Raw genomic sequence first — 25,980 nt, 5'->3', positions numbered from 1 at the left:
ACCCAGTGCTGACGATCTCAGCGTGGCGGTGGTTGTCACGTTCGCGGGCCCGGCGGTGTCTTCATGCCGAACAGCCAGACAGGCAGATCTACCGAGGAGAACACCATGGCGCTCCGCGTTCCGAAGACCGAGCTCCCCATCGAGCTTGGCGAAAACATGATCAAGCAGCTCGGCGCGGTGGCCGAGCCCGTCGAGGTGGTGTGGCACAACCCCAAGGTCGCCACGTCCAACTTGGAGTTCTCGGCCAAGCTGGCCGCATGGGATGCGGCCGACGCGAGCCTCAAGTCGTTCGCGCACATGGCCGTCGCGGCGCAGGTCGGCTGCAGCTGGTGTCTCGACGTCGGCTACTTCCAGGCACAGAACCAGAACCTGGACCTGGCCAAGGCGAGCCAGGTGCCGCGCTGGCGGGAGTCGGAGGTGTTCACGCCGCTGGAGCGGGACGTCCTGGAGTACGCCGAGGCCATGACGAACACGCCGCCGACCGTCACCGACGAGCTGTACGCGGACCTGCTCGACCGGCTCGGTGCGGCGGCAATGGTCGAGCTCACCGCGTACATCGCCTTCGTCAATATGGCGACCAGGAACAACAATGCGAACGGTGTCACCTCGCAGGGCTTCTCCGATGCCTGCGAGGTTCCCCTGGCCGCGCGCCCTCAGAACTCCGGTGTGGCGTCGACGTCATGATGGCCGAGGATGCGTTCGTCGCCCATCGCAGCCTGCTGTTCACCGTCGCCTACGAGATGCTCGGGTCGGCGGCCGACGCGGAGGACGTGCTGCAGGAGTCCTGGCTGCGGTGGGCCGACGTCGACCAGTCGCAGGTGCGCGAGCCACGGGCGTACCTCGTCAGGACCGTCACGCGGCAAGCACTCAACCGCCTGCGCACGCTGTCGCGCAGGCGTGAGGACTACGTGGGCGAGTGGCTGCCAGAACCGCTGCTGACCAGCCCCGATGTCGCCGAGGACGTCGAACTCGCGGAGAGCGTCTCGATCGCGATGCTGACCGTCCTCGAAACGCTCGGGCCGGCCGAGCGCGCGGTGTTCGTACTCCGCGAGGTCTTCGAGCTGCCGTACGGTGAAATCGCCGAGGCCATCGGGAAGTCCGCGGCCACGGTGCGGCAGATCGCGCGGCGAGCCCGCGAGCATGTGGCGGCCCGACGGCCACGGGTGCAAGTGAGCCGGACGGAGCAGCAGGCCGTGGTGGAGCGGTTCCTGGCCTCGCTGCGAACCGGTCAGTTGCAGGAGTTGCTGGAGGTCATGGCGCCGGACGTGGTCCTGATCGCCGATGGCGGCGGGCTTGCAGCCGCCGCTCTGGTTCCGCTCCACGGGGCCGAACTGGTGGCGACGGTGCTCGCGCGCGCGAACCAGGTGGTGGCCGCGTTCGAGACGACAACCGTGTGGCTCAACGGCGCGCCTGCGGGCCGGTTCGAGATCAACGGCGAGCCGACCGCGGTGAGCCTCGTGGTGGAGAACGAGCAGGTCACCCGGGTCTACCTGATGAGAAATCCACAGAAGCTGACGCGGATCGACGAACTGGCCGAACTCGCCAGGTAAGCCCGGCTGCTGCTCTGGCATCGTGAGTGTTCCGGGTGGTGAAACCGCCCGGAACACTCACGACCGCACAGAGGGCAGAGGTCGACGTACAGGGCGCTCGGTCACGGGGTAGAAGGCGGGCCGCGCCGGCTTACGGCTGCTACGGCAGCGCGTGCTGCTCGGTGCCGCCAGTCGTCGAACACCGGCCGGCGTCCAAGGGACATCTACCTTGCCGTCTTCGCGAAGGTCTCCGACGAGCCATCACGGCGGGCCAGCAACACCCTGTTGACACCCAACCCAGTCGGGCCAGGCCAGCGCGCTGCACACGACTGACTTCGCTGTCGAAGGACATCTGTGGTGACGCCCCGACGCTCGGTAGAGCGAGTCGGTGAATGCGGGGAACAGGTAGGTCAGAGCGTTGGTCCGACGCGGCCGCGAACACGCACAGCGCAGCTCCATAGAAGTTGAGCCAGAACCCGAGAACGGACAGCACCTGTCCATGAGTCTGGCAGGCAGCCGGCGGCGCGCCCGGATTCGACATGTTCACGGGTTCGGACAGCGCCGGCAGGCATCGGCCCGACAATTCCTCCCGGGGCCCTCATGCCCCCACTCGGTCTGCGGCGAGGATCCGGCAGATGTCGCCCTCGGTACAGGTCGCGGGGTCGGTTACGGAGGCGGTGCGGGTCAGCTCGCGCAGCATGGCGCGGGTCGCCTCCAGTTCGGCGATCCGGTGCTCGACGTCGGTGAGGTGCCGGTCGAGAAGCTCGGTGACGTGAGCGCAGGGCGGGTGGCCGCTGTCGCGGATCGCCAGGACGTCGCGGATCTCGGCGAGGCTGAGGCCGGCTGCCTGGGCGGAGCGGATGAAGGCGACCCGGGCCGGGGCGTGGGCCGGGTAGTCGCGGTAGCCACCTGCTGTGCGGGGCGGGTCCGCCAGCAGCCCGGCCTGCTCGTAGAAGCGCAGGGTCTTGGGGGTGGTGCCGGTGGCGGCGGCGAGGGCTCCGATGCGCATACCTCCACCGTAGCCCTTGACCTTCCAGTGCAGTGGAAGGTCTAGCGTAGGCCGCGTGACCAGGAGGTGCCGCTGATGCGCGTGGAGATGCTGATCGTCCCGGACTGCCCGAACGGGCCGGTGCTCAAGGAGCGGCTGGCGCTCGCCCTCGCGGGCCGCACCGACGTGGAGCTCACCGAGCACGTGATCGACGACCAGACAGAGGCCCGGCGGCGTGGCATGCACGGTTCCCCCACGCTGCTGGTCGACGGCCGCGACCCGTTCGCCGCCCCGGGCACCCCGGCCAGCGTCTCCTGCCGCCTCTACCGCGGAGCGGACGGCCGGATCGGCGGCGCGCCCCCCGTCGAGGAGCTGCGACGGGTCCTCGGCGCTCCCACCACCGGCAGCGCGGATCGGGCGGCTGGCCGGGCCGGGCAGGGCCGTCTCGCCCCGATCGAGGGTGGCCTGCGGGCGGTGCAGCAGGCCGTCCTACGCGCCTTCGCCACCACCGGCGCCCCGCCCGAGCAGGACGAGCTGGAATCGGCGTCCGAGCCCTTCGCCGTACCGGCCGCCCAGGTGCTGGCCGAGCTGGCCGCCGAGGACTTCCTCACCCTGGACGGCACCGGCCGCGTCCAGGCCGCGTACCCGTTCTCCGCCACCGCCACCGCGCACGTCGTTCAGATCGCCGACGGGCCGAGGGCGTGGGCGATGTGCGCGATCGACGCGCTCGGCATCCCGGTCATGCTGGGCGCCGACGCCGTCATCACCTCCACCGACCCGGTCACCGGCGACCCCGTGCGCGTGGAGTTCACCGGCGGAAGGACAACCTGGCAGCCGGCCTCCGCGGTGGTCTACTACGGCGCCCGCGCCGGCAACGGTCCAGCCGCCGCCGTGTGCTGCGGCTACCTGCGCTTCTTCACCTCCCGCGCCACCGCCGAGCGATGGACCGGCCGGCAGGCCGACCTCAGCGGTACCGTCCTGGAGCAGGCCGAGGCTCAGCGCCTGGGCGCGGACATCTTCGGCCCACTGCTGACCCCACCAGCCGAGTAGCCGGACAGGACCGCCATGAGCCCGGCCCGGCACCGCGACCCGACCACTCCAAAAGGAACGATCTGGCTGCTCGTGGCCGTCGGCGCAATGGCCATCGTCTGCTGCACGGGGCCTGCCCTGGTCATCGCCGCCGCCTCGGGCGCGCTCGCCGCCTGGCTCGGTAACTGGTGGGCGATCACAGCCGCTGTGCTGTTGACCGTCGGCGCCGCGGCCTGGCGGCTACGGCGCCGACGGCGTTCCTGCCGCCCACCACGTCGCCCTCGATGATCGGGCTGTTCGGACGCCAGCTCACTGGCTGACCGCCACCGCTACTGGCCGCTCCGTTCCAGCCCGACGGCCGATCCATGTCCGGGCCAGGTGCTGTCGAATCTCGTGAACATCGAACATGCCGACCGCGGGGCGCCTTCCAAAGTGGTGAAACAACCGCTGTCGCATCTCGTGAACAGAACCACCTGCCCCTGGCCCACCCCGTGGGCGTCAGCCCGATGCTGTGGGTGGGAGTGGTCGGCGGGTCTGTCAAACGAGCGGTGTACCCAGAGTGGTTGGGGTTACTGACGGGCTGCGGAGAGTCGGCCGTCGAAGGTGATGTCGAAGGCATTGCGGGCAGTCTTCCAGCGCATGGTCCAGCGGGCCTGGCCCTTGCCGGTGGGGTCCAGGCTCATGACCGACTCGTCCTCGGTCACATTCTCACTGGTCATCGGCGCATCTTCCTTGATCAGAAGTTACACCGAACGTTTTACAGTCCCGATGGAGTCCATCGCGGACGCACCGACGAGACCGGCCAGGTGCCCTCCCTGGAAGACCCATACCGCGGCACCGAAAGCGGCGCCGAAACTCAGCGCGTTCATGATGAGCGCCTTGAAGGGAATGACGAGGCTCCCGGTGAAGAACCACAGGGCCACCGCGGTCGCGCACACGATCAACAGGGCAACCAGGCCGAGCATCCGTCCGATCGTCTGCTCCTCGTCGATCATGGAAGCGGTCTCGCCACCCACCAGCACCGGGCCGGGACCGGGGTGCGCACGGATCTCCCGAACGAGGTCGCGCGCCTGCTGATCCGAGGGAGAGAAGGCGGTGACGACCCCCACCTACGTACCGCGCGCATCGGCCCGCCCGAACCTTTCTTCGGCCCGCTCCAGGCGGAGAGCACACGCTCGGCTCGCATGGACTCCGCATCGGCACTGCCATAGCCCCCACTGGACAGACGGCCGGTCACACCCCAACCAAGAACACCGCAGCACACAAGCAACATCGCCCCGACGGCGATCACCACACGACGGTGACGTTGAATCCGTGCGCTGAACCACCTGCTGAGAACACCCGGGCCAGGCGTGCCGTCCCCTCGCCGCATACCGCCACACCTCGCACCGAACGGATCCCGACCCAAGCCCCGAGCAGGCACCAGTGCCCATCAGAACTACCAGGTTCCCGGCCACGCCGCCCGCCGCCCGAGCGTGTGTTGCAGGAGCGGGGCGGCACGGCGCCGCCCTCGGCGGATGGCCTGGCTGCCCTGGTTGCTGTGAGCCTGTGGGAGACTGCCGCGGCGTGGTGGCGGCGGTGGGCGGTGCGCGAGCTGGCCGAGCGCACGCGGGGGGGAACTGGTGCCGGCGGCCACGTTCGATCCAGAACCTGGTACCGACGAGTCGAAGCCGTCACCGCTCGCACCCGTGCTGAGCGGCAGCAGCGCATCCGGTTCGCTGACGCCACGCCGTTGAAGCGAGGTGGTGCGTGGTGAGCACCGTCGATCCGAGCAAGCCTGCCGCCGATGTCATGGGCGCTCAGGGCGTTGGACCGAAGCTGGAACGGGCAGCTGGGCGCGGCCGCGTCCTGGCGGCGGTCTCCCCCAAGTGCGCACCGAGACCGGTGAGGAGGCCGAGCTGGTCGTCGCCATGGTCCCGGGGTCCGGCCGGAAGGTGGCCAGACGGCGCCGCTCCCTGGTGCGGCGCGCCACCCGGCGCGGCCTCAGGCCCTCGTCAGGTTCCGCCGCTTGCTCAGCAGCACCCCTGTACGGGCCAGCACCATCGCCAGCGACATGAAGACGAAGGTGTTGGCGTACACGTCCTGCCCGCTGAGCTCGTAGTCGATGCTGAACGTGATGATCCCCTGGCTGAACCAGTGCTCCGATCCGTACGCGAACAGCACCCGCGAGCTGGAGATAACGATCCACAGCGCCGCGTAGCCGATGCCGCCATTGGTGTAAACGCTGCCGTCGGCGGCGCGTTCGGCGGGCAGCAGCGCGCCCGCTATCAGTCCGCAGATCACGCCGATCCCGATCCCGGCGAGCTGCATCGAGATGTCGTTCCCGGCGGTCGGCAGCGAATGCACGAACAGCGCGATGACAACGGCAACCGCGATCAGGGACCGCAGCATCCGCATATTGGTCAGCCGCCGGTGACCGAGGTCGGTGGCGAGGATGATGCCGAGAATCGTGACGCTGGCGATCAGCGCGGTCAGGAACGGGCTGAACAAAGACGACGTGGTGCTCATGAAAGGCGAGGTCTCCCTTGGCATTTGGCGCGTATTTCCGCTGCGCCGATGTCCTCGACGCTATGGCCGGGCGGGGGCTCCCGACGTCCACCGACCGTGGGGAGAGGCTGTCCACCGACCAGTGGACAGCCGGTCACAGCAGTGGTGGTAGGACTGGGTAGGTGCGCACTGACACCCAGGGGAACGGCGAGGGCCACGCCCCCGAAGCACGGAGCCGCTGGTTCGGCCTGTGGGACGGATACTTCGCCGTCAGCTACACGGTCACCACCGTCCTGCTCTTCCACACCGCCGGCGACCCGCTTCGGCGCGCCCTCGCCATCGCCGCACTGACCCTGCTCATCCCGTGGTACGCGGCGCTCGGCCGCGGCCTCATGCTGCACAGCGGTGCCGACCGCACCGCCGGCCCGCGGCACATCACCTTCGTGGCAGGGCTCTTCCTTCTCTTCGCCACCGCCACGGCCTGCGCCATCGCCGGCTCCTTCGCTCTGTTCACCGTCGTCCCGATGCTGATGATGGCGTTGCCCACCGCGCCCGCGGTCGCGACGGCCTCACTGGCCAACCTCACGCCACCGGCCGTCGTCCTGCTGACCGGCGGAGACTGGCGCGCGGCACTGCCGCTTTCCCTCCTCGGCATCGCGCTGTCCGTACTGCTGGGCCTGTGGATCAGCAAAGTGGTCCGGCAGAGCCGGGAACGCGGCGAGCTGATCGCCGAGTTGCACCGCAGCCGCGAGCAGCTCGCCACGATGTCCCGCCAGGCAGGCATCGCCGCCGAGCGCGAGCGGCTGGCCCGGGAGATCCACGACACCATCGCACAGGGCCTGACCAGCATCATCACCCTCGTGCAGGCCGCCGAATCGGAACTGGCGCACCAACCGGACCTGGCGGCCCGGCACCTGGCGCTGACCGGGCGGGTGGCCAGGGAGAGCCTGGCCGAGGCACGCGGCTTCGTCGCCGACCGCACCCCTCCCCCACTCCGCGACAGCTCCCTGGCGCGTGCGGTCCGCCGACAGGCCGACGCGCTGTCCGAGCAAACCGGGATGACCGTACGCTGCACCGTCCACGGCGCCGAACGCCCGGTGCCGATGCCCGCCGCCGTGGTCCTGTTGCGGTCCGCCCAGGAGTCCCTGGCGAACGTCCGCAAGCATGCCGCAGGGGCCCGCACCGTGACCGTCACCCTGGCCTACGAACCGCACACGGTCCGCCTCAGCGTCGCGGACGACGGCGCCGGTTTCGCCGCGGACCGTGACCATGCGGGATACGGGCTGCGCGGCATGCGGACCCGTGCCGAGGAGATCGGCGGCCACGCCACCGCCGACGGCCGACCGGGTCAGGGCGCCACGATCACGATCACGGTGCCCGCGGACCCGGGAGACGAGGACGAGCCCGCAGTCGAGCGGTGACCCGGCAGACCGGCAGACCGGCAGAGCAACCGACCGGCGGAAACAGCCGCCCGACAGCAGCAGTTGCCCGACGGAGCAACTGTCCAACGAGGCAACAGATGAAGCAAGGGATGGCGCGGGGAGCAATGAACCACCACACAGTGCCCGATGACGCGGCCGCGGCCCACCCGATCCGGGTCCTCCTCGCGGACGACCACCCGGTCGTCCGCGAGGGCCTGTCCGCCATGCTGGAATCCGCCCCGGACATCACCGTCGCCGGACAGGCCGCATCCGGTGAGGAAGCGGTGACCCTGGCGGGGCGGTTGCGGCCCGACATCGTGCTGCTCGACCTGCGGATGGGCGGGATGGACGGCGTAGCGGCCACCGGGCACATCCTGCGCCAGGCGCCCGGCAGCAGGGTCGTCATCGTCACCACCTACGAAAGCGACACGGACATCCTGCGCGCCGTGGAGGAGGGCGCGGCCGGCTATCTCCTCAAGGGGAGTACCCGGGCAGAACTCATCGACGCCGTACGGGCGGCAGCCCGCGGCGAGACCGTGCTGACCCCGTCGCTCGCTCCCAAGCTGTTCCGGTCGCGGACGGTGGACGCCCCACCGCTCTCCGATCGGGAAACCGAAGTGCTGCGACTGGTCGGCCAGGGCCTCACCAACGCGGCGATCGGCACCAAGCTGTTCATCGGCGAGGCCACCGTGAAGACGCACCTGCTGCGCGCCTATCGGAAACTGGACGTGACGGACCGGACCGCGGCCGTCGTGACGGCCCTGGAACGCGGCCTGATCTGACCAGCCCCCTGGATGCTGTTGGTGATCTTCACTGGTGGGGGGGTGATGGCAGTGGCCTTCCGAGCACGTTGGGGCGGCGGCGTCTGCTGTGCTGATCTGGAGGTTCGGCACGTGGGAGGGGCAGTTCGATGTCTGTGGGCTCCGGGTCGGGACAGGTGATCCCGTCGCTGACAGCACGGATGGCTCGGGCGAGCAACCCGCCAGACACCGTCTGGCTCGATTCGCTGGATTCTCTTCTGTCGTGCCGACGATTGCCTGCCCCCAATCGTTCATAGGGCCGTTCACGCTGGCGCGCAAACATTCAAGGCGCCACGGCCGCCGAAGGTACTCGGTTTCAGAATATGTAAGTTGGCCGAATATCGTGACGGCTTGGTGGCGGTCGGCCGCGCCGGCCGATGATGAGAGGCCGGGCTGGCAGTGGCTGGCCGTCGAGGTGACGGCAGCGGAATCACGACTGAAACAGCCCATCTGTGCGGCGGTGGTGGCGGATCGTAGCTCCGCGGATGAAATTCTGATGAGCCCCGGGCAGGTCAAGGCTGTCTAACAGCCCATGAAGGGGCATGGATCTCGCCTCGGACCGGCTGATTCCGTCATCGTCACTGCGTCGCTGCCGACGCTAAATTCGCCTTGATCAACCACCGCTCCCCACCACATAACTGGCAGGGTTCCGGCCTGGGGCGACATGGCGCCCGGCCAAGGAAAGGACATGATGAGCCGCTTGAGATCTTCCGGCCGCTGGGCCAGAGGGCTGGTCGCCCTCACCGTGACCGCTGCACCGACGCTCGCCGCCATAACTGCCGTGGCCGGCCCCGCCGCCGCGACAGGGCACCCGAAACCCGCCACAACCGTCAACCAGCCGAAGCTCGGCGACGCCTGCATTTCCACCGACCTCGGCACACACCACCCGTATATCAAGACCACCGAAGTGTCCCCGACGATCACCCACTTCAAGGGCTGGTACATCACCGAGGGCACAACCGGCAACCAGACCGTCACCACCAGCACCCAGACGACCATCTCGGTCTCCGTCGGGCTCAACGGCAATGTCGAGGGCGGTTTCGCCGTCGAGACCCTCGGCAAGGTCGGCGCGAGCCTGGGCCTGAACGTCAAGGTCGACTACACCTCCACCAGCACCGAGTCGAATTCGGTCACGTGGAACTTCAACCAGCCCGGCTACTACGGCGTCTACAAGGGCACCAAGAAGGTCACCGGTACGTACGGAAGCCTCAACTGCAACCGCGTCCAACAGGGCGACGGCAGTTGGGCGTTGAAGTGGATCGAGGGGCCCGGCAGCGGCAGCTTCACCACCTACACCACCCTCGAGGAAGGCGCGGTGCGCTGCCAGGACAAGGTGCCCGCCAACAGCATCATGGCCAAGGCACAAGCCCTCCTCGACTGCGGCTCGGCCGCCGCGAAGGCCGAGCACCCGGCGGGTGCGGTGGCGCCGACGGCGAAGCAGAAGCGGGACCGCCTCGTGCAGCGCCCGACTCTCACCAGCGGCACGTCCGCCGAACAGCTCAAGGCCACCGGGCGTAGCGCGCGGGCCGCTCTCAACTGCGAGCCCACCGCCTACAAGATCGCTGTACCCGGCAAGCCCCTGTCCTGGGGCGCGCCGCTCCTGGCGGCCGACGGTGTCCGCCTGCGGCCCTCGACGATCTTCAGCGCCCACCTGGACAACTGGCGCCTGTGCAACGTGACGGAGAACAACGGGGTCCTCGAGGCGTCCCTGTGGAACTGGGGCAACGGCGGGTGCGCGACCATCGCCGCGCAGAACGCGGCCACCGAACAGGCGGCCCTGCAGACGGCCCCCTGCACGGAGGACGACCTCCAGCGGTTCTACATCTACCGCGACGTACCCGGCAGCTCGAAGATCGGTGTGCAGAACAAGTACACCGGCTCCATGATGGGCCACGACCGGTACGCGGACGGTGAGTTCATCCGCCAGTACTCCAGCGGCAGGCAGGATGGTACGGGTACGTACACCCTGATCGGAGTCTGACGGCCCACACCCCGTGAGCGGCCCCGCACGTGAGCCCCCGACCTCCCGGTTTCGTGCGGGACCCTCCGCGTCCCCAAGGCCGGGACCCTGGACCTTCTTCGTACGCGGCACCTGTGAAGACGACGATGAAGACGACATGTGAGTAGTGACGGGGGTGAGGGCGGCAGCCCTTTGGTTTAAGGATGTCGCGCAGCTCCCCGGGTACAGGGAGTGGAAGCCTGCTGGATCGGCGACGCCAAGGGCTGGACGCCGGTGTCTTGGGTGACTGTGCTGATGGTCAGCTGCGTTGAGGTGGGGCGAAGAGGCGGCGGGCGCGTTTGAGGTCGGCCGGGGTGTCGACGCCGATGCCGCTGTCACCTGTGACCGTGACTACTCGAATGCGGTGGCCGTGCTGTAGGGCCCGCAGTTGTTCCAGGCCCTCGGCTTCTTCGAGGGGGGTGGGGGCGGTCTGGGCGAAGTGGGTGAGGAAGGGAGCGCGGTAGGCGTACAGGCCGATGTGCTGGAGGTGGGTGGTGCCGGTGTGGTGACGTTGGTAGGGAATGGGGTGGCGGGAGAAGTACATGGCGTTGCCGCTCAAGTCGGTGACGACCTTGACCATGTGCGGGTCCTGTACGGCGTGCGGGTCGGTGAGGGGCGTCGCGAGGGTGGCCATGGGAAGGCTGGGGTCGGCCTGCAACGGAGCGACCAACTGGTCGATCCAGTCGGGGTTGAGCAGCGGTTCGTCGCCCTGGACGTTGACGACGATGCCCGCGTCGGTGCCCGTTGCGGCTTCGGCGACGCGGTCGGTGCCGCTGGCATGGGCGGGGGAGGTCATGACCGTCTCGGCGCCGAAGGACAGGCATGCCTTGCGGACCCGCTCGTCGTCGGTGGCGATCAGGACCCGGTCCAGACAGGTGGCGCGCATCGCGCGGCGCCATACGTGCTCGATCATGGGGCGCCCCGCGATGTCTCGCAGGACTTTGCCGGGCAGGCGAGTGGAGGCGTAGCGGGCCGGGATCACCCCCAGCACAGTGGGCGCCTCAGCACGAGGTGTCATCACTGCCCCCGGGCCCAGGCACCGAGGGTGCCGGCAGGGTGGACTCGGGCCAGGTCGCCACGGCTCCAACCGCCCCGGCCGGCAAGGCTCATCGCGAGGGCGTCGCCCATGGCGAGGGTGACAGCGGCACTGGCGGTGGGAACCATCTCCAACGGGCATGCCTCGGCCGTCACCGAAGCATCCAGCACGACGTCGGCCTGGTGCGCGAGTGGCGCCTGGGTGTCGCCGGTGAGGGCGATGACAAGGATGTCCAGCTCGTTCAGCTGTTGTGCCACCTGAAGGGTTTCGGCAGTGCGGCCGCTGTTGCTGACCGCGATGGCGATATCACCGCTTTGGATCAGGCCCAGGCCCCCGTGCAGCGCGTTGGAAGCGTTCAGAAAAACGGCGGGCGTGCCGGACACCGTGAAGGTGGCGGCGAGTTTGGCGGCCACCAGACCCGAGGTGCCTGTTCCGATGCAGATCACCAGGCGGGTGCAGGTCCTCAGCAGTTCCAACGCCTCGGCGACGACGTCCGGTTCGAGGCGTTCGGAAGCGCGACGGACGGCCTCGGCCTCGTGCAGCATCCGCCTGCGCACCTCGGCCGTCGCCTGCGCCGCAGTGATGTCCGCGTGCGGGTCACTCACGCCGTGCCTTTGACCAGGGTGTCCAGGGCCTTCAAGTCGCCAAGGAGAGCCGGAATTTGGTCCAGGGCCAGACTGTTGCTGCCGTCGCTCAGCGCGTGGGAGGGGTCCTCGTGCACTTCCATGAATACTCCTGCCACTCCAACGGCGACCGCAGCCCGGGCCAGGTGGGGTATGAACCGCGGTTGCCCGGCTGTGGCCTCACCGGCGCCGCCCGGCAGCTGCACGCTGTGCGTGGCGTCGAACAGCACCGGCGCCCCGGTCTCGCGCAGCAGCACCAACGAGCGGTAGTCCACCACCAGATTCTGATAGCCGAAGGCGTAGCCGCGCTCGGTCACCATCACCTGTGTGTTGCCGGTCGAGTGGGCCTTGTGCACCATGGGCACCGCCTCGGCGGGGGACAGAAACTGCCCCTTCTTGATATTCACCGGCTTCCCGCTGCCACAGGCCGCCAGCACCAAGTCGGTCTGCCGGCACAGGAACGCAGGGATTTGCAGTACGTCCACGGCCTCGGCGACCGCCGTCACGTCCTGCCGCTCGTGCACGTCTGTGATCACCGGAACGCCGAACCGCTCCCGCACCTCGGCCAGGATCTCCAGCCCCGCCTCCAGCCCCGGACCGCGGAACGAGTCCACCGACGTCCGGTTGGCCTTGTCGTAGGAGGACTTGAAGATATAGGGCACACCGACCCGTTCGGTGATCGCCGCGATCCGCTCGGCATGCCGCAGCACCGCATCCCGGCTTTCGATCACACACGGACCTGCGATCAACGTGAACGGGCCGTCCTGCTCGACCCGCACGCCCCCGATATCCACCACAGCTGCCCCTCTCCCGCTCCACGATGATCACGGCCGGACGCGACGGCGCACAACCCCCAGCAGATCTCTGGCCGAAAATGCCGTGTCACCCCGCTTTGCTGCCAGCGTTGAGATCTGGATCGGCACTCGGTCCGGCCGTCAACGCGCTGGTGATCTGCTCGACGCACGGCACACACGTGGATTCCTCTGCGACAGGGCCCTACGGGGGCAGGCCGGACCAGATTGAAGATCCCTCGGGCGGCGGTACTGCCGAGTGCCCGAGGAGCGTCCTACGGGCCGACCCGCACGGCAACCTTGACGCGTGCTCCCTTCCTAAGGGTTGCCCCGTAATCCCTGGCGGGCGCACGGCGACAGCTACAGCGCTCCCCCAGCTGACGCTGGGAGGTACCCCCACTCCGCATTGTCGGAACATCCGGATACGCCCGGTATCCGGATGCCCCTCCACCTTGCGATGCACCCCATCTGACGCCGTGCGCTGAGGGATCGCCCGAGTACAAGGCGGCCTGGCTCTCGGCCGAGCCGGGCGGGCCCGGCGAAAAGGACCCGCCCGGAGCGGTCACCCTGAAGCGGGCGTCGGCCACCCTTGTCGTGGTGTCACAGACACACCTGGATGCTGATTGCGCTGTCGCAGAGGAGGAGGCTCACGAAACTGGCCCCGCCGCCTGGATCCTCGTTGATGTACTGGTCGGGTTCCAGATCCTGAAGGTCGAGAAGCACCATGGTCTTTCCATTCAATGGGCGTTATGCACGCTTCCCCGCGAGTACGGGGTGCGGTCACGGCTCCGCGGGGACGCGGTGCCGGCTTCGGAGCGCCCGCAGGGGCGGCAGGAACGGCAGCTGCGCCGGGCGGTCGCCGAGGGTGGAGGCGAGGGCGAGCAGGCAGCCCGCCGTTCCGGTGGCGAGGTCCATGGAGAGTCGCATCATCTGGTCGCCCGGGAAGGCGAGCTCGCCCGCGTAGTTCATGCTGTACCAGTCCAGGGCGGCCACCTGGGCACGTAGCGCCGCCGGGGTGGCGCCGGGTGCGGTGGTGCGGCCGAGGTGCCAGATCATTCCGGCCCGGCCCCGCAGGAGACCGGGTTGGACGCAGAAAGGTGTCTGGGCGGCGGCAAGGATGCCGGAGCGGGCCTCGGCCAATGCGGTGGCCTCTGACGCCGGCGTGTGGGCGAGGTAGTCGTCCAGGACAGCGCCGATGCCGATGCTGCCGTCACCGAGGTACGGCAGGGTGCGCCGGCCTTCGCCAACCGCCAGTGAGCCGTTGCCGGTACGGACACATCGTGCGAGATCCGAGCGCAGGGCGACGCCGGCGAGTTCGAGTAGGTGCGGGTTGCTCGTGCGTTCGTACAGGCGCAGGAAGAACAGCGCGGGACCGGTGTCTCCGCGCATCAGTCCGGCGCGGCGACCGGGCGGCGCTTGGGTGAGCTGGTCGGCAAGGATCCGGGCGGCCTCGTCGGCCTGTTCGTGAAAGTGTCGTTCACCCGTGGTGCGGGCCAGGTGGCTGAGGAGAAGGCCGATCCCTGCCACACCACCGTGCAGGTCGGAGGGGAGTCGTTGCCACTTCTCGCCGAGGAGTGCCTCGGTGAGGTCCAGGCACCGCTGCGTGTGCCCGAGGCGGTCCAGGGCGAGGGCGATGCCTGCCATGCCGTCGTAGAGGCCGAGCGGGGTACCGGGCGGCACCGGGTCGGTGTGGTCGAGCAGCCACCGCTCGCCTGCCTCGTACCGCTCCGCGCCGGCCTCGGCCAAGGCGTAGAGCACCCCGGCCGCGCCGTGCGCCAGGCCGAGCCCGCCGCCATCGGAGAACTGCGCCACGTCCCCCGGAAAGAGGCGGTCGTCGCGGTCCGGGGTGGCGGAGGCGAGGATGGCGCGCACCATCGAGTCGCGGCTGCGCGGCCAGTCGCCTGGCTTGGGGAGCCCGCAAGATGCAGGTGCGGGTGGGTGGTTGGCAGTGCGGGTGATCTCGGCGACGGCCTCGTCGAGGAACTCCCGTGGCACGTCGGGGAAGTGCTCGGTGATGAGTTCCGCGAGGTGTGCCGCCTTGTCGCGGTCGACGGCCAGGAGCGTGGTCAGGGGCAGGAACAGCGCAAGGCGCAGACACGCCAGTGCGTACCGGTCCACCTCGGTGCCTGTGCGGTCGGGCGGCGCGAAGTAGCCGGGGTGGGCGACGACTTGGCGGCCACGCCCCGTGGCCGGAGCTGCGGCCTCGAAGTCGATCAGGGACACCGATCGCTCGTCCGGGGCGACCATGACGTTGAACATGTGCAGGTCGTTGAAGGCCAGTCCCCGGGCGTGGACGGCTTCGATCGCCTCCTCCACGGCACGGTGCATCCGTAGCGCCCATGTCGTGTAGTCGGCGACCGCCGTGGGGGCGGGGTCGGCGGCGAGCAGCGGAAGGCGCTCGGCGAAGAACGAGTTGAGGGTGCGACCGTCGAGGAAGTCCATGACGAGGAAGCGATGGTCGCCGAGGGCGAACCAGTCGCGCACCTCTGGTGCGACGCCGAGCCCGGACAGCCGTTTCAGTGCTGCCCTCTCCCGTTCCAGCCGGGCGACCGCGTCGGCGCCGTCGGCGGCGAGTCCGGCGTACGGACGCGCCTCCTTCAGCACCACCTGTCGCCCGTCGCGCGTGTCGGTGCCGCGATATACCCCGCCGCCGTTGGAGAAGTGCAGGACCGTCTCGATGCGGTACGGCAACTCGCCGACCGTCGTGGCGTTGCGCGCGGCCAGATGCGGCTCCAGGAAGGCCGGGAGTGCCACCCAGGCAGGCACCTGGAACACCGGTCTGCGCTCGTCGGGCACGAGGTGCCCCTCGTCGTCCTCGATCGCGTTGACGAGTGTGCCGTGCTCGTCGACGCAGTAGCGCCGCGCGAAGGCGCCGTACCGCACGTACAACGGGCCCTCGTGCCATCGCAGGTCGGTGAGAATGTACGGGCTCGGGCGGCCCCCGACGATCGCGTGCAGCTCGGTGAGCACCGTACGCAGCTGTTCTTCGTCCGCCGGGTAGAGAGTGGCGAACTTCCCGCTGGCATTGCGGGCGGCGTACTTGCTGTTCCGCAGGTGCAGCAGCCGCGGGCTCGGCACGAACTTGAAGGGGATGCCTCTCGGGGTGCAGTAGTCCCATACGTCGGTGGCGGTCTTCTCGGCACTGTCCGTGGTGGCCGAGACATGGACCTTCCACCCCTGGAGGGGCCGCGCGCTGTCATCCGGGGCGAGGTGGAGCCAGTCCCCGCTGCGGTGGGCCTGCCACCCATCGGGGACGGGACGCCGAACAGCACCAAGGACCGTATGCCCAGAGGGGATGCGGTCCGGCATTTCGTAGAAATACCTGTCGGCCAGGCAGTAGACCTCATACCGCTTGTCCAACCCCGACTCCCCTTCCACACGTCCCCGATCCAAGGGACACCACAGGCGCCTCGTCGTGGGCGGGAAGGCGTCCGCGACCTCACGCAGAGCAACGGCTCGCGGGTCGCACCCGATGAACTTCCTGTCCCAGGCCGACGATGACGGCGACTGCGACGACGTCACTGCCCGTGCGCTGACCCCGCCCCCACTCTCGCCGCTCAACACCCTCCCCGGGCGCCTCGGGAGGGGTTCCCTACCCAGAGCGTCACCATGCAGGCGAGATGGATCCATCACTCGTATTATCGATTCACATCAATAATGGGTGGGGTCTTCCGCAGCCTCTGCTATGGGGCTGGATCGGCTTACGATGCAGTGTGCTCTCGATGGTTGTAGCGCCCTGGCGGCGCGCTCCGGTGGTGCTGCGGAATGCGGAGGTTGCGCATGATGCGGCCAGCACCATGAAGGTGGCCGTGCTGGCTGCGCTGTACCGCAGTGGCACGGATCTGGACGTGGCCGTGCCGGTGGCGAACCGCTTCAGGTCGGTCACCGGCGCGACGTACGGAAACAGCCGTGCCGCGGACAGCGATCCGCTGCCCTGGGACCGACTGGGCGGCACGGCATCGGTGCGCTGGCTGGCCGGGCGCATGGTCACCCACTCGTCGAACCTGGCCACGAATCTGTGCCTGGAGCGGGTGGGGCACGAGGCCGTGGCCCGGGTGTGGCGGCGGGCGGGTGTCACGGGCAGCGCCAGTCCGCGCGGCATCGAGGACTACGACGGCCGCGCGGCGGGTGTCCACAACCGGGTGACCGCCCTCGACCTGGTACGGCTGCTGGAATCGCTGGAGCCGGAGCTGCTCAGGCTGCTGGAAGGCAACGTCCATCGAGTCGACCTCGCCGCCGGACTGCCACCTGGTACCCGGCTATCGGGCAAGAACGGATGGTTCCCGGGCTTACGGCACAGCGTCGGCGTGGTCCACCCGCCGGACGCCGCCCCCTACACGCTCGCCGTCTGCTACACCGGACCGCTCGCGTCCGGGGCCGACGTCGACGATCCTGCTGCCAGGCTGCTGGCCCGTATCTCGGCCGGCGTCTGGCACCGCCGGCACCTGCTCAGCCACTGATGCCGTCTGGCCGCTCCGTTGGAGCGACCGTGGCCATCAGCGTTTCGACACCAGGGGTGTTGAGCAGGTTGATGCGGATGTAGCCCCGATAGCCGTCCAGTTCGAAGAACTTCGCGTCGAGGGCCAGGAACCGCTGGTGCGGCACCCGGGTACGTGCGAAGAGGAAGAAGCCGGCCTCGATCGGCATTTGAGCGGTCAGGGCGCCGCTGGCCGAGAGCGCGGTGTGATTGGCCCGTATGTGCTGGACCAGTGCGCCGTTCCCCTTGTTGAGCATGAGATCGGCGGCGCGATGGGCGAAGAGCCGGTCAGAAACGGCGACGTCGCCGTGCAGGTTGACGTGGAGTTCGGCCAGCTCCTCGCGCAGGTGCTGCGGGGCGAGGAGGTGGGCGCAACGATAGCCGTGGATCGACAGATACTTGGTGGGGCAGATCATGCGCAGCGTCTGCTCCACCGGGAGCCGGGCACTCTCCTCACCCGGCTCGCCGTCCCACGGCATGTACTGGAAGGTGCCATCGACGAACACGAGTGATCCGGTGGCCCGTTGCCAGACGGTGATGGCCTCCCAGACCTCTGGGGGCACCCGACGCCCGGCGTACCAGACGGGGTCGGTCAGCACCAGTACGGTCCGCTCGTCGGGCAGACGGAGGTCGAAACCAGGCTCGAAGGCGTGGCGGTGGGCGACCGGGACGGGCTCGATCGCCATCCGCTGGAAGAGATAGGCGAGTTTGTAGTAGACAGGCGGGACGTAGTGGACCCGCCGACGGCCGGTCAGAGCCAGCCACGTGGTGAACGTCCCCAGGAGGCTGCTGGATCCGCCGGCCGGGATGACGTTCCGCAGGGTGTAGGGCACGCCGTCGTACCGCTCGTGCATCGCGGCGGTCTTGGACCGCAGCGCGGTGTCCTCGTCCAGACCGGAGTAGCGGGTGATGTCCGCGAGGCGGTGCGGGGCGGTATCGGCGAGATCGCCGAGATACTCCTCGACGAACGGGTGCCCGCCGTTGTAGTCGGAAACGAAGACCCGGGCTCCGGGCTGCTGCCGTTCCGCCTCGATGCGCTCGTGCCACTCCAGCATGCGAAACAGCCGCGGCCTCATGCACACCCCTTAAGTCCTCGACAACCATGTCGACTTCAGTGTCCGGTGCGGCGGTGGCACTGGCAACGGGACGGGGGCGGCGCCGGGATGGCAAGCGTCCGGGGCGACAGGCCGAGATATGACGCCGTGTCTCTCACTGCCGGGAATCCTCTCGGCGTGGCGGCATGGTTTCTGGAGACACGGCCACCCTCGATCAGGGAAGAAGCTGACGAGCAAGCAGTCGTGGAGGGGCCTTCGCGGGATCGAAGAACAGGTCAACTGGCTGTTGCCGCACCGAGTAGGCGGCGACCATCCCATCGTCTGAGGAAACGCCGGTTTGGCTAACCGGCGAGCGTCGGCTATGTTTCGCAGCCGCCTCTGAGACACCAATGATCTATTGCTGCCAGCAGGACGTAACCGCGCTTGGCTCCGTAAAACGTCCACGACACCTGGCTACGACACGCGCCCTGGGTGCGCTGCGCTCACATGTTGATCATGTGGCCCGCGAGGCCGTGTACCGCTTCCTGGATCGCCTCGCCGAGGGTGGGGTGGCCGTGGACGTTCCGTGCCACCTCATGGACGGTCAGATCCCACTTCTGAGCCAGCGTCAGTTCCGGGAGCAGCTCGGTCACTTCGGGGCCGATGAGGTGGGCGCCGATGATCTCCCCGTGGCGGGCATCGCTGATGATCTTGGCGAAGCCCGCGGTCTCGCCGATGCCGTGCGCCTTGGCGTTGGCGGTGAAGGGGAACTTGGCCACCCGGACGTCGAAGCCCCGGTCGCGGGCCTGCGCCTCGGTCCAGCCGAAGCTGGCGATCTGCGGCTGACAGAACGTCACCCGCGGGATCATGACGTAGTCCAGTTCCATGGTCTCCGCGCCGGCGATGCTCTCCGCCGCCACGATACCCATCGCCTCGGCGGCGTGCGCCAGCATCAGCTTGGCGGTGACATCGCCGATGGCGAAGATGTGCGGCACGTTCGTCCGGCACCGGCCGTCGATGTCGATGGCGCCGCGTTCGGTCAGCCGGACGCCGGTGTTCTCCAGCCCGAAGCCCGTGGTCCGTGGTTGGAAGCCGATGGCCTGGAGGACCTGGTCGGTCTCCAGTGTCTGGCGCTGGCCGCCGGTGGTGACCGTGACCCGCACCCGCTCCCCGGAGTCGTCGATCCCCTCGACGCGGGTGGAGGGCAGCACGTTGATGCCCAACTTGCGGTAGCGGCGGGCCAGTTCGGAGGAGACCTCCACGTCCTCCAGTGGTACGACGCGGTCGAGGAACTCCACGAGGGTGACCTCGACGCCGTAGTTGTGGAGGACGTAGGCGAACTCGACGCCGATGGCGCCCGCCCCGGCGATGACGATGCTGCGCGGCAGTTCGTCGGAGAGGATCTGCTCCTCGTACGTCACCACCCGGCGGCTGAGGGAGGTGCCTGGCAGCAACCGGGTGACCGAGCCGGTGGCGATGATCGCGTGCCCGAAGGACAGCGTCTCGGTGCGGCCGTCGCCCACGGTGACGTGCAGGGTGTGCGGATCGATGAAGGCGCCGACGCCCTCGAACTGCTCGATCTTGTTCTTCTTCATCAGGAAGTGCACGCCCTTGGCGCGGCCGTCGGCCACCTTGCGACTGCGCAGGAACGCCTCGCGGTAGTCGAACGTGACCTGCCCGTCGATCCGCATCCCGAACGTCTTCGCCTCACGGCCCACGATGTGGGCGATCTCGGCGTTGCGGAGCAGGGCCTTGGACGGCACGCATCCGATGTTGAGACAGACACCGCCCCAGTACTTGGCCTCGACGATCGCCGTGCGCAGACCGAGCTGGGCGGCGCGGATGGCCGCGACATATCCCCCGGGGCCCGCGCCCAGGACCACCACGTCGAAGTGCGTGCTCATGCCGCGGGTCCGCTTCGCTCGCCCACGCACGCGCGGGGCGTGCATCGTCCCGTTCGCTCGCTCTGCTGGCTTCGCTGGCTCATGCTCGGCAGCCTAGGCGGGGGCGGGCGGCGGCGCAGCGCGTCGCGGTCCAGGCGGGGGGGGCGCAGTGCGGTGTCTGTGGGGCCGGGCCGGAGTCGGTCGACGACATGCACGCGTCGGTGCTCCGCCTCCCCTACGCCGAAGGCCCGGCGACCGAAGTCGCCGGGCCTGGGCCGGTGCCCTTGCGGCCGGTGCCATGACGGCTGGTGCCGTGACGGCCGGTGCCCCTGCGCCAGGTGTCAGTTCACCGAGTCGTGGCTGAGCTCGATGTCGCACTGGGCCTGCCCGGAGGCGGACAGCCGCAGCGGGGCGGCGGCCGGCGGGTAGCCACTGGCGATCAGCGTGTACTCGCCGCTGTCGAGGTCAGCGAAGACGTACTCGCCGTCCTGGCCGCTGGTGGCGGTGCCCACGACATTGCCCGTGGGGTCCAGCAGGGTCACCCGGGCGTCGTTGACGGCGCCGCCCTGCGCGGTGCGGACGGTGCCGCGGACCTGGGCCCCCAGCGTCAGCCGGACCTCGTACCAGTTGCGGCTGCCGGCGGTCACCTCCACCTGGAGGGCGGACGGACGGTGGCGTTCCGCGCTGACCGCAAGGGTGTAGCTGCCCGGGGTCAGTTCGTTGAACGCGAAGCCGCCGTCCTGGCCGACGACGCCGGAGGCCACGACCTCACCGCGGACGTCGGTGGCGACGACCAGCGCACCGGGCACCGGGTCGTCGTTCTTCTCCTCGCGGACCTCGCCGGACAGCCCGGCCGCGCCGCTGAGGGTCAGGTCGAAGGCGACCGGTTCGGCGCCCACCACGACGGTCAGCGCCTGCGGCTTGCGGGCGCCGGCGGAGCCGATCAGGACGTAGGTGCCGGCGCCGGTGGTCGGCAGCGCGTAGCCGCCGTCCGCGTCGGTGGTGGTGCGGCCGAGCTGCCGCCCGCCGACGCTGATCAGGGTGACCGCGGCCTGCGGCACCGGCCGGCCGCCGCTGTCGCGCACGGTGCCGCTGATCAGGGGACCGGACGCGTTCGCTCCGGCGTCCGGGACACTGCCTGCGGCCGTGGCTGCGGTGGCCGCCGCCTCCGGCTCCGGCGCAGTGGACGGCGCGGTGGCCGGTGCGGTCTCCGCCGCCGGCGGAACCTCGCCGTTGGCCTCGGCCTCCGCCTGGGCCCGTGCCTGGAGGCCGGAGATCTGCCGCAGCGGCACCTCCTTGATGAACCACATCAGCACGAAGGCCAGCGCGACGACCACGGCACCCATCAGGAAGACGGTGTGCATGGAGTCGGCGAAGCCGCGCTTGAACGGCTCGGCCAGCCGCGGGTCGAGGTGCTGGATGAACGAGGAGTCGCTCAGCACGCCCGAGGAGCCACCGCCGCTGGGGTGCTTGAGCATGTCCAGCACCGGCTTGTTGGCCGGGTCCTGCAGGACCGCGGGGTCCTTGAGCGCGCCCTGGAAGCGCGCGGTGGACGCGGCGCTCTTGAACGCGTCGCCGATCTTGTCACCGACCGTGCTGAACAGCACCGAGAGGAAGATCGCGGTACCGGCGGTGGCACCCATCTGACGGAAGAACGTGGAGGAGGCGGTGGCCACGCCCATGTCCTGCGGCGGCACAGCGTTCTGCACGGCCAGCACCAGGGTCTGCATGCAGCCACCCAGGCCGAGGCCGAAGACCAGCATGTAGACCATGGTTTCCCACAGCGCGGTGTCCCACTGGACCCGGTAGTGGAAGAGCAGCATGGCGGCGACCATCAGGGCGGTGCCGACGATCGGGAAGATCTTGTAGCGACCGGTCTTCGCGGTGATCTGGCCGGACACGATGGAGGCGATCATCATGCCCGCCATCAGCGGCAGCATCTCCAGGCCCGACGTGGTGGGGCTGGCGCCCTTCACGATCTGGAGGTACTGCGGGATCATCAGCATCCCGCCGAACATGCCCATGCCGATCAGCACGGACAGCAGGCTGGTCTTGCTGAAGGTGCCGTTGCGGAACAGTCGCATCGGGATCAGCGCGTCGTCGCCGATCCACCGCTCCACGAGGACCCAGGCGATGATCCCGACCACGCCGACGACGTAACAGGTGATCGACCGCGTCGAGGTCCAGCCCCACTCCCGGCCCTGCTCGGCGACGAGCAGCAGCGGGACGACGCCGAGGGTGATGGTGAGCGCGCCCCACCAGTCGATACGGCGGTTCCGGCGGGTGTGCGGGATGTTGAGGACCTTGGCGACGACGAACAGCGCGATGATGCCGATCGGCACGTTGACCAGGAAGACCCAGCGCCAGCCGGTGATGCCGAGCAGGGTGGCCTGGCCGGCCAGCGCGCCGCCGATGAGCGGGCCGGCGACGCTGGACGTGGCGAACGTACCGAGCATGTAGCCCTGGTACCGGGCGCGCTCGCGGGGCGGGACGATGTCACCGATGATCGCCAGCGCCAGCGACATCAGACCGCCGGCGCCCAGGCCCTGGAGGGCGCGAAACGCGGCGAGTTCGGTCATCGAGGTGGAGAAGGTGCAGAGCACCGAGCCCACCACGAAGATGCTGATCGCGGCCAGGTAGTAGGGCTTGCGGCCGTGGAGGTCGGACAGCTTGCCGTACAGCGGGGTGGCGATCGTCGACGTGATCAGGTAAGCCGTGGTCGCCCATGCCTGCTGGCTCAGTCCGTGCAGATCGTCCGCGATGGTGCGGATGGAGGTGCTGACGATCGTCTGGTCGAGCGCGGCAAGGAACATCCCCAGCATCAGACCGCTGAGGATGGTGAGGATCTGGCGGTGGCTGAGGACCCCCGCCCCCGGTATCGCCTTGGCTTGCGCCCCTGGCGGAGAGGTGGCTGTGCTCATCTACGTATCTCTCCTTGTTCCACGGCGGTGCCCTGGTCTCCCCCGGGGCCCGGCCGTGCGTGTTGACGTTCTGCCAGGTCCGCGTTGAGCCGGCTCATCAGCCGGATCAGGTCGGCCCGGTCCTGCGGCGACCAGGATTCGAGGATCCCGGCCAGCTCGGCGTCGCGCTGACGCCGGTAGTCCTCGAAGCGGGCCCGCCCCGCCTCGGTGGCGGTCAGCAGCGAACCGCGCCGGTCTTCCGGGTCCGGGCGTCGGGCGACCAGACCCCGTTCCACCAGCGAGCGCACCTGCCGGCTGACCGTGGACAGGTCCAGGAACGCGTCGGCGGCCAGATCGGTCGCCCGCTGGTCCCCTCCGCACACCAACCTGGCCAGCAGCACCCGGTCGGCAGCGCCGGCGTCGTGCTTGACCCGCTGCTTCCAGGCCGCGATCAGCCGGGTGAAACGGACCATTTCCGTCCCCAGCCCTGCGGCCGCCTCATCCAGGCTCGACGCGACGGTGATCTCCGAGACCCCCGCCCCATCGCAGGCATGGACCGCGCCGTTGCTCATCGTCGTGATCCTTCGCACTACATACGTGCATGCGTGATTGTCGTGATCCAGTCGAAACCACCGGATACATTGCTTGTATCCAGCAAGCATAGCGGCTGCGAGAGTGTACCGCTGGCCACGGGTCCACTTCGTCGCGGGGTACGACAGCATCGCGGGGTACGACAGCGCGGACCGCCCGTCACCCGCCGTCCGACACCCTCACCGCTCCCCCGATGGAAAGTCTCGGCGAAGTGGTAGATATGCCGAAATACCCAAATCGGCCCCCTCGAACGGAAGGGAGAATCCCATGTCGTCGAAGCGTCGCCGCAAGAAGAAGACCCGACGCAAGCACGCGGCCAACCACGGCAAGCGCCCACAGTCCTGAACCGGGTCCACGACCGACGAAGGCGGGGCGCCGGGCCGCACCGCCGGCCGCGGTGCCCCGTCAGTGGACCTGACCGGCCTGGTAGTCACCGGCGGGCTGCCGGGTGATGACATTCCCGCGGTTGAAGGCGTTGATCACGGCGATCTGGGTCACCAAGGCGGCGAGCTGGTCCTCGTCGTAGTACTTGGCGGCGTTCGCCCAGACCTCGTCGCCGACACCGCCGGCCGCGTCCGCGATACGGGTGCCCTCCTCCGCCAGCTCCAGCGCGGCGCGCTCGGCGTCGGTGAAGACCGTGGCCTCGCGCCAGGCCGCGACCAGATTGAGGCGCACCGAGGTCTCCCCGGCCGCGGCGGCGTCCTTGGTGTGCATGTCGATGCATCCGGCGCAGCCGTTGATCTGGCTGGCGCGGAGCATCACCAGTTCACGCGTCGAGGCCGGCAGGGTCGAATCGTCGAGCGCCTTGTGCGCCGCGATGATGTGCTTCATGGCCTTGGCCGCGGCCGGGCTGGCCATGACGTTCAACCGAGCTTCCATGGTGCACTCCTGTGTCGATGTTCGCGGTTACGCCCCTTGGACCCCTCGCTCCCGCATGTTGTGACACCGTCGAGAATGCGACCCGCGCCTCCCCGTCTGCGCCGCAGCCGGGGCCGCCGACGCCGCCGGCGTTCGGGCCCACTGCCGACCGGCCACCGACCGGATCCGCCGCAGCGCACGCTAAGCCCAGAATCGCACGCGCGAACGATCGTCGCCGGATGCGAGCCGACCCCCAGCAGGGCCGGCGGCGGGCGACGGGGCACGAAGGCGCCAACACCCCGCGCACAGAAGGGAATTACGGCTTCCCGCCTCGACCGTGACCAGCCGGTCGCACCGCCGGCAGGTGCGAGCGCAGCTGCCGGCCGACGCACAGGGTCACGGCGCCGCCTCGATGCCCGGGTGCCGCATCCAGCGGTCGTACCCAGTCGATGTCGAGCGGGTACGACCGTCAGTGACAGTCAGTGGGCGATGCCGTCGATCAGTTCGCGGGCGCCCTGGCGCAGCAGCGCCACGGCGACGGAGGTCCCCAGCGTCTCGGGGGTCAGCGGGCCGGCCCACTCGTGCGCCTTCAGGACGGTCTTGCCGTCGGGCGTGAAGACGCTGGCCCGCAGGGAGAGCTCGCCGCTCCGGTCGGTGGCGGCGAACCCGGCGATCGGGCTGTTGCAGTGGCCTTGGAGGACGTGCAGCAGCATCCGTTCCGCCATGGTCTCCCGGTACGTCGCGGGGTCGCCGAGGCCGCTGACGGCGTCGATGGTGGCGGTGTCGTCCTCGCGGCACTGGAGGGCCAGGACGCCCGCGCCGAGGGGCGGGCACATCACGTCCACCGGCAGGATCTCGGTGATCGTGTCGGTGCGGCCGATCCGTTCCAGTCCGGAGACGGCCAGCAGCAGGGCATCGGCCTCTCCGGCGGCCAGCTTCTCCATGCGGCGGTTGGCGTTGCCGCGCATCGGCACGCACTCCAGGTGCGGGTGCGAGGCGGCGAGCTGGGCGATCCGGCGCACCGCGGAGGTGCCGATCCGGGTGCCGGCGGGCAGCTCGTCGAGGGTGAGCCCGCCCGGGTGGATCAGCGCGTCACGGACGTCGTCGCGCTTGAGGAAGGCGGCGAACGCGGTCCCGGCCGGCAGCGGGCGGTCGCCCGGGATGTCCTTGACGCAGTGCACCGCGAGGTCCGCCTCGCCGGCCAGGAGGGCGGCGTCGACCTCCTTGGTGAACGCCCCCTTCCCCTCCACCTGGGAGAGGGCCCCCATCCACCGGTCCCCGGTCGTCTTGACGGGGACCACCTCCGTGGCGACGCCGGGGTGCAGCACGGCCAGTTCGGTGCGGACGCGCTCCACCTGCGCCAGGGCCATCGGCGAGTCACGGGAGACGATGCGAATCAGTTCTGGGGCGGACATGGCGCCGATGATAGACCGTCAAATACGGACAGTTACCGACAGCGCGTCGGAGTTCGAGTGCGTCGCGTCACCCCTGTTCCGGTATGCGGACGGGCGGCCGTCGGGACCATGTGACCCAG

At 69.3% G+C, this 25,980-nt stretch carries 24 protein-coding genes; 9 read left to right on the top strand and 15 right to left on the bottom strand.

The window, feature by feature from the left end; genetic code table 11:
* Positions 1 to 105 precede the first annotated feature (105 nt).
* Positions 106 to 684 carry a carboxymuconolactone decarboxylase family protein gene (locus MOV08_RS39035; RefSeq protein ID WP_275310878.1) on the top strand — a complete coding sequence of 193 codons (579 nt, stop codon included), beginning with the start codon at positions 106 to 108 and terminating at the stop codon, positions 682 to 684.
* The gene (locus tag MOV08_RS39030) at positions 684 to 1,550 is read left to right on the top strand and encodes an RNA polymerase sigma-70 factor (protein WP_275310877.1); all 867 of its coding nucleotides are present in this window, start codon (positions 684 to 686) and stop codon (positions 1,548 to 1,550) included. The genes MOV08_RS39035 and MOV08_RS39030 overlap by 1 nt, the downstream gene beginning before the upstream one ends.
* A 577-nt stretch (positions 1,551 to 2,127) precedes the next feature.
* Here MOV08_RS39030 and MOV08_RS39025 read toward each other — a convergent pair.
* Positions 2,128 to 2,538 (bottom strand): heavy metal-responsive transcriptional regulator, encoded by a 411-nt coding sequence (locus tag MOV08_RS39025; RefSeq protein WP_275310876.1) that lies wholly within the window; start codon positions 2,536 to 2,538, stop codon positions 2,128 to 2,130.
* A gap of 75 nt (positions 2,539 to 2,613) precedes the next feature.
* Here MOV08_RS39025 and MOV08_RS39020 point away from each other — a divergent pair, with 75 nt between their 5' ends.
* Together MOV08_RS39020 and MOV08_RS39015 are read left to right on the top strand one after the other, a co-directional pair.
* Positions 2,614 to 3,567, top strand: coding sequence for an alkylmercury lyase family protein (locus MOV08_RS39020; RefSeq protein ID WP_275310875.1), 954 nt, complete (start codon positions 2,614 to 2,616; stop codon positions 3,565 to 3,567).
* 15 nt (positions 3,568 to 3,582) lie between these two features.
* Positions 3,583 to 3,834 (top strand): hypothetical protein, encoded by a 252-nt coding sequence (locus tag MOV08_RS39015; RefSeq protein WP_275310873.1) that lies wholly within the window; start codon positions 3,583 to 3,585, stop codon positions 3,832 to 3,834.
* 281 nt (positions 3,835 to 4,115) lie between these two features.
* On the opposite strand, the gene MOV08_RS39010 is transcribed toward MOV08_RS39015, so the two are convergent.
* The 3 genes from MOV08_RS39010 to MOV08_RS39000 form a co-directional block, all read right to left on the bottom strand.
* Complete coding sequence (locus tag MOV08_RS39010) at positions 4,116 to 4,265, bottom strand: hypothetical protein (protein WP_275312065.1); 150 nt, start codon at positions 4,263 to 4,265, stop codon at positions 4,116 to 4,118.
* 24 nt (positions 4,266 to 4,289) lie between these two features.
* Positions 4,290 to 4,655 (bottom strand): MMPL family transporter, encoded by a 366-nt coding sequence (locus MOV08_RS39005; RefSeq protein ID WP_039638924.1) that lies wholly within the window; start codon positions 4,653 to 4,655, stop codon positions 4,290 to 4,292.
* Positions 4,656 to 5,529: 874 nt separating this feature from the next.
* Positions 5,530 to 6,054, bottom strand: a complete 525-nt coding sequence (locus MOV08_RS39000; protein ID WP_039638923.1) for a hypothetical protein — start codon at positions 6,052 to 6,054, stop codon at positions 5,530 to 5,532.
* A gap of 161 nt (positions 6,055 to 6,215) precedes the next feature.
* On the opposite strand from MOV08_RS39000, the gene MOV08_RS38995 reads away from it, so the two are divergent.
* The 3 genes from MOV08_RS38995 to MOV08_RS38985 all read left to right on the top strand — a co-directional run bounded on the left by MOV08_RS38995 (position 6,216) and on the right by MOV08_RS38985 (position 10,235).
* On the top strand, positions 6,216 to 7,454 hold the full coding sequence (locus tag MOV08_RS38995) for a histidine kinase (protein WP_275310871.1): 1,239 nt from the start codon (positions 6,216 to 6,218) through the stop codon (positions 7,452 to 7,454).
* A gap of 125 nt (positions 7,455 to 7,579) precedes the next feature.
* The gene (locus tag MOV08_RS38990; protein WP_052287176.1) at positions 7,580 to 8,236 is read left to right on the top strand and encodes a response regulator; all 657 of its coding nucleotides are present in this window, start codon (positions 7,580 to 7,582) and stop codon (positions 8,234 to 8,236) included.
* A 709-nt stretch (positions 8,237 to 8,945) separates the two neighbouring features.
* On the top strand, positions 8,946 to 10,235 hold the full coding sequence (locus MOV08_RS38985; protein WP_275310869.1) for a hypothetical protein: 1,290 nt from the start codon (positions 8,946 to 8,948) through the stop codon (positions 10,233 to 10,235).
* A gap of 277 nt (positions 10,236 to 10,512) precedes the next feature.
* Here the strand turns inward: MOV08_RS38985 and kdsB are convergent, their stop codons facing one another.
* The 5 genes from kdsB to lanKC all read right to left on the bottom strand — a co-directional run bounded on the left by kdsB (position 10,513) and on the right by lanKC (position 16,063).
* A complete protein-coding gene (gene kdsB, locus MOV08_RS38980; RefSeq protein WP_275310867.1) occupies positions 10,513 to 11,271 on the bottom strand; it encodes a 3-deoxy-manno-octulosonate cytidylyltransferase in 759 nt (252 codons plus the stop codon).
* Entirely contained in the window at positions 11,271 to 11,834 is a 564-nt protein-coding gene (locus tag MOV08_RS38975) for a KpsF/GutQ family sugar-phosphate isomerase (protein ID WP_275310865.1), read from the bottom strand. The genes kdsB and MOV08_RS38975 overlap by 1 nt, the downstream gene beginning before the upstream one ends.
* Before the next feature lie 56 nt (positions 11,835 to 11,890).
* Complete coding sequence (gene kdsA, locus MOV08_RS38970; RefSeq protein WP_275310863.1) at positions 11,891 to 12,709, bottom strand: 3-deoxy-8-phosphooctulonate synthase; 819 nt, start codon at positions 12,707 to 12,709, stop codon at positions 11,891 to 11,893.
* Between the two features lie 594 nt (positions 12,710 to 13,303).
* On the bottom strand, positions 13,304 to 13,429 hold the full coding sequence (locus MOV08_RS38965; RefSeq protein WP_275310861.1) for a SapB/AmfS family lanthipeptide: 126 nt from the start codon (positions 13,427 to 13,429) through the stop codon (positions 13,304 to 13,306).
* Between the two features lie 54 nt (positions 13,430 to 13,483).
* Positions 13,484 to 16,063, bottom strand: a complete 2,580-nt coding sequence (gene lanKC / locus MOV08_RS38960; protein WP_275310860.1) for a class III lanthionine synthetase LanKC — start codon at positions 16,061 to 16,063, stop codon at positions 13,484 to 13,486.
* A 362-nt stretch (positions 16,064 to 16,425) separates the two neighbouring features.
* Here lanKC and MOV08_RS38955 point away from each other — a divergent pair, with 362 nt between their 5' ends.
* Positions 16,426 to 17,163 (top strand): serine hydrolase, encoded by a 738-nt coding sequence (locus MOV08_RS38955; protein WP_239010267.1) that lies wholly within the window; start codon positions 16,426 to 16,428, stop codon positions 17,161 to 17,163.
* On the opposite strand, the gene MOV08_RS38950 is transcribed toward MOV08_RS38955, so the two are convergent.
* The 4 genes from MOV08_RS38950 to MOV08_RS38935 all read right to left on the bottom strand — a co-directional run bounded on the left by MOV08_RS38950 (position 17,153) and on the right by MOV08_RS38935 (position 23,569).
* Positions 17,153 to 18,256 (bottom strand): aminotransferase class I/II-fold pyridoxal phosphate-dependent enzyme, encoded by a 1,104-nt coding sequence (locus MOV08_RS38950; protein ID WP_107080384.1) that lies wholly within the window; start codon positions 18,254 to 18,256, stop codon positions 17,153 to 17,155. The two genes, MOV08_RS38955 and MOV08_RS38950, sit on opposite strands and share 11 nt — an antisense overlap.
* 461 nt (positions 18,257 to 18,717) lie before the next feature.
* The gene (gene lpdA / locus MOV08_RS38945; RefSeq protein ID WP_275310858.1) at positions 18,718 to 20,118 is read right to left on the bottom strand and encodes a dihydrolipoyl dehydrogenase; all 1,401 of its coding nucleotides are present in this window, start codon (positions 20,116 to 20,118) and stop codon (positions 18,718 to 18,720) included.
* A gap of 320 nt (positions 20,119 to 20,438) precedes the next feature.
* Positions 20,439 to 23,018 carry an MFS transporter gene (locus MOV08_RS38940; protein ID WP_275310857.1) on the bottom strand — a complete coding sequence of 860 codons (2,580 nt, stop codon included), beginning with the start codon at positions 23,016 to 23,018 and terminating at the stop codon, positions 20,439 to 20,441.
* Positions 23,015 to 23,569, bottom strand: a complete 555-nt coding sequence (locus MOV08_RS38935; protein ID WP_039638914.1) for a MarR family winged helix-turn-helix transcriptional regulator — start codon at positions 23,567 to 23,569, stop codon at positions 23,015 to 23,017. Before MOV08_RS38935 ends, MOV08_RS38940 begins: the two co-directional genes overlap by 4 nt.
* A gap of 286 nt (positions 23,570 to 23,855) precedes the next feature.
* On the opposite strand from MOV08_RS38935, the gene MOV08_RS44420 reads away from it, so the two are divergent.
* The gene (locus MOV08_RS44420) at positions 23,856 to 23,933 is read left to right on the top strand and encodes a 50S ribosomal protein bL37 (protein ID WP_466870480.1); all 78 of its coding nucleotides are present in this window, start codon (positions 23,856 to 23,858) and stop codon (positions 23,931 to 23,933) included.
* 60 nt (positions 23,934 to 23,993) lie between these two features.
* On the opposite strand, the gene MOV08_RS38930 is transcribed toward MOV08_RS44420, so the two are convergent.
* On the bottom strand, positions 23,994 to 24,467 hold the full coding sequence (locus MOV08_RS38930) for a carboxymuconolactone decarboxylase family protein (protein ID WP_039638911.1): 474 nt from the start codon (positions 24,465 to 24,467) through the stop codon (positions 23,994 to 23,996).
* Positions 24,468 to 24,925: 458 nt separating this feature from the next.
* Positions 24,926 to 25,861, bottom strand: coding sequence for a hydroxymethylbilane synthase (gene hemC / locus MOV08_RS38925; RefSeq protein ID WP_039638910.1), 936 nt, complete (start codon positions 25,859 to 25,861; stop codon positions 24,926 to 24,928).
* Positions 25,862 to 25,980: the final 119 nt, after the last annotated feature.

Origin of the sequence: Streptomyces yunnanensis (assembly GCF_029011865.1) — a bacterium.
Lineage (GTDB): Bacteria > Actinomycetota > Actinomycetes > Streptomycetales > Streptomycetaceae > Streptomyces > Streptomyces yunnanensis.
The sequence above is the reverse complement of the archived record's forward strand: the minus strand, read 5'-3'. Positions and strand labels throughout refer to the sequence as shown.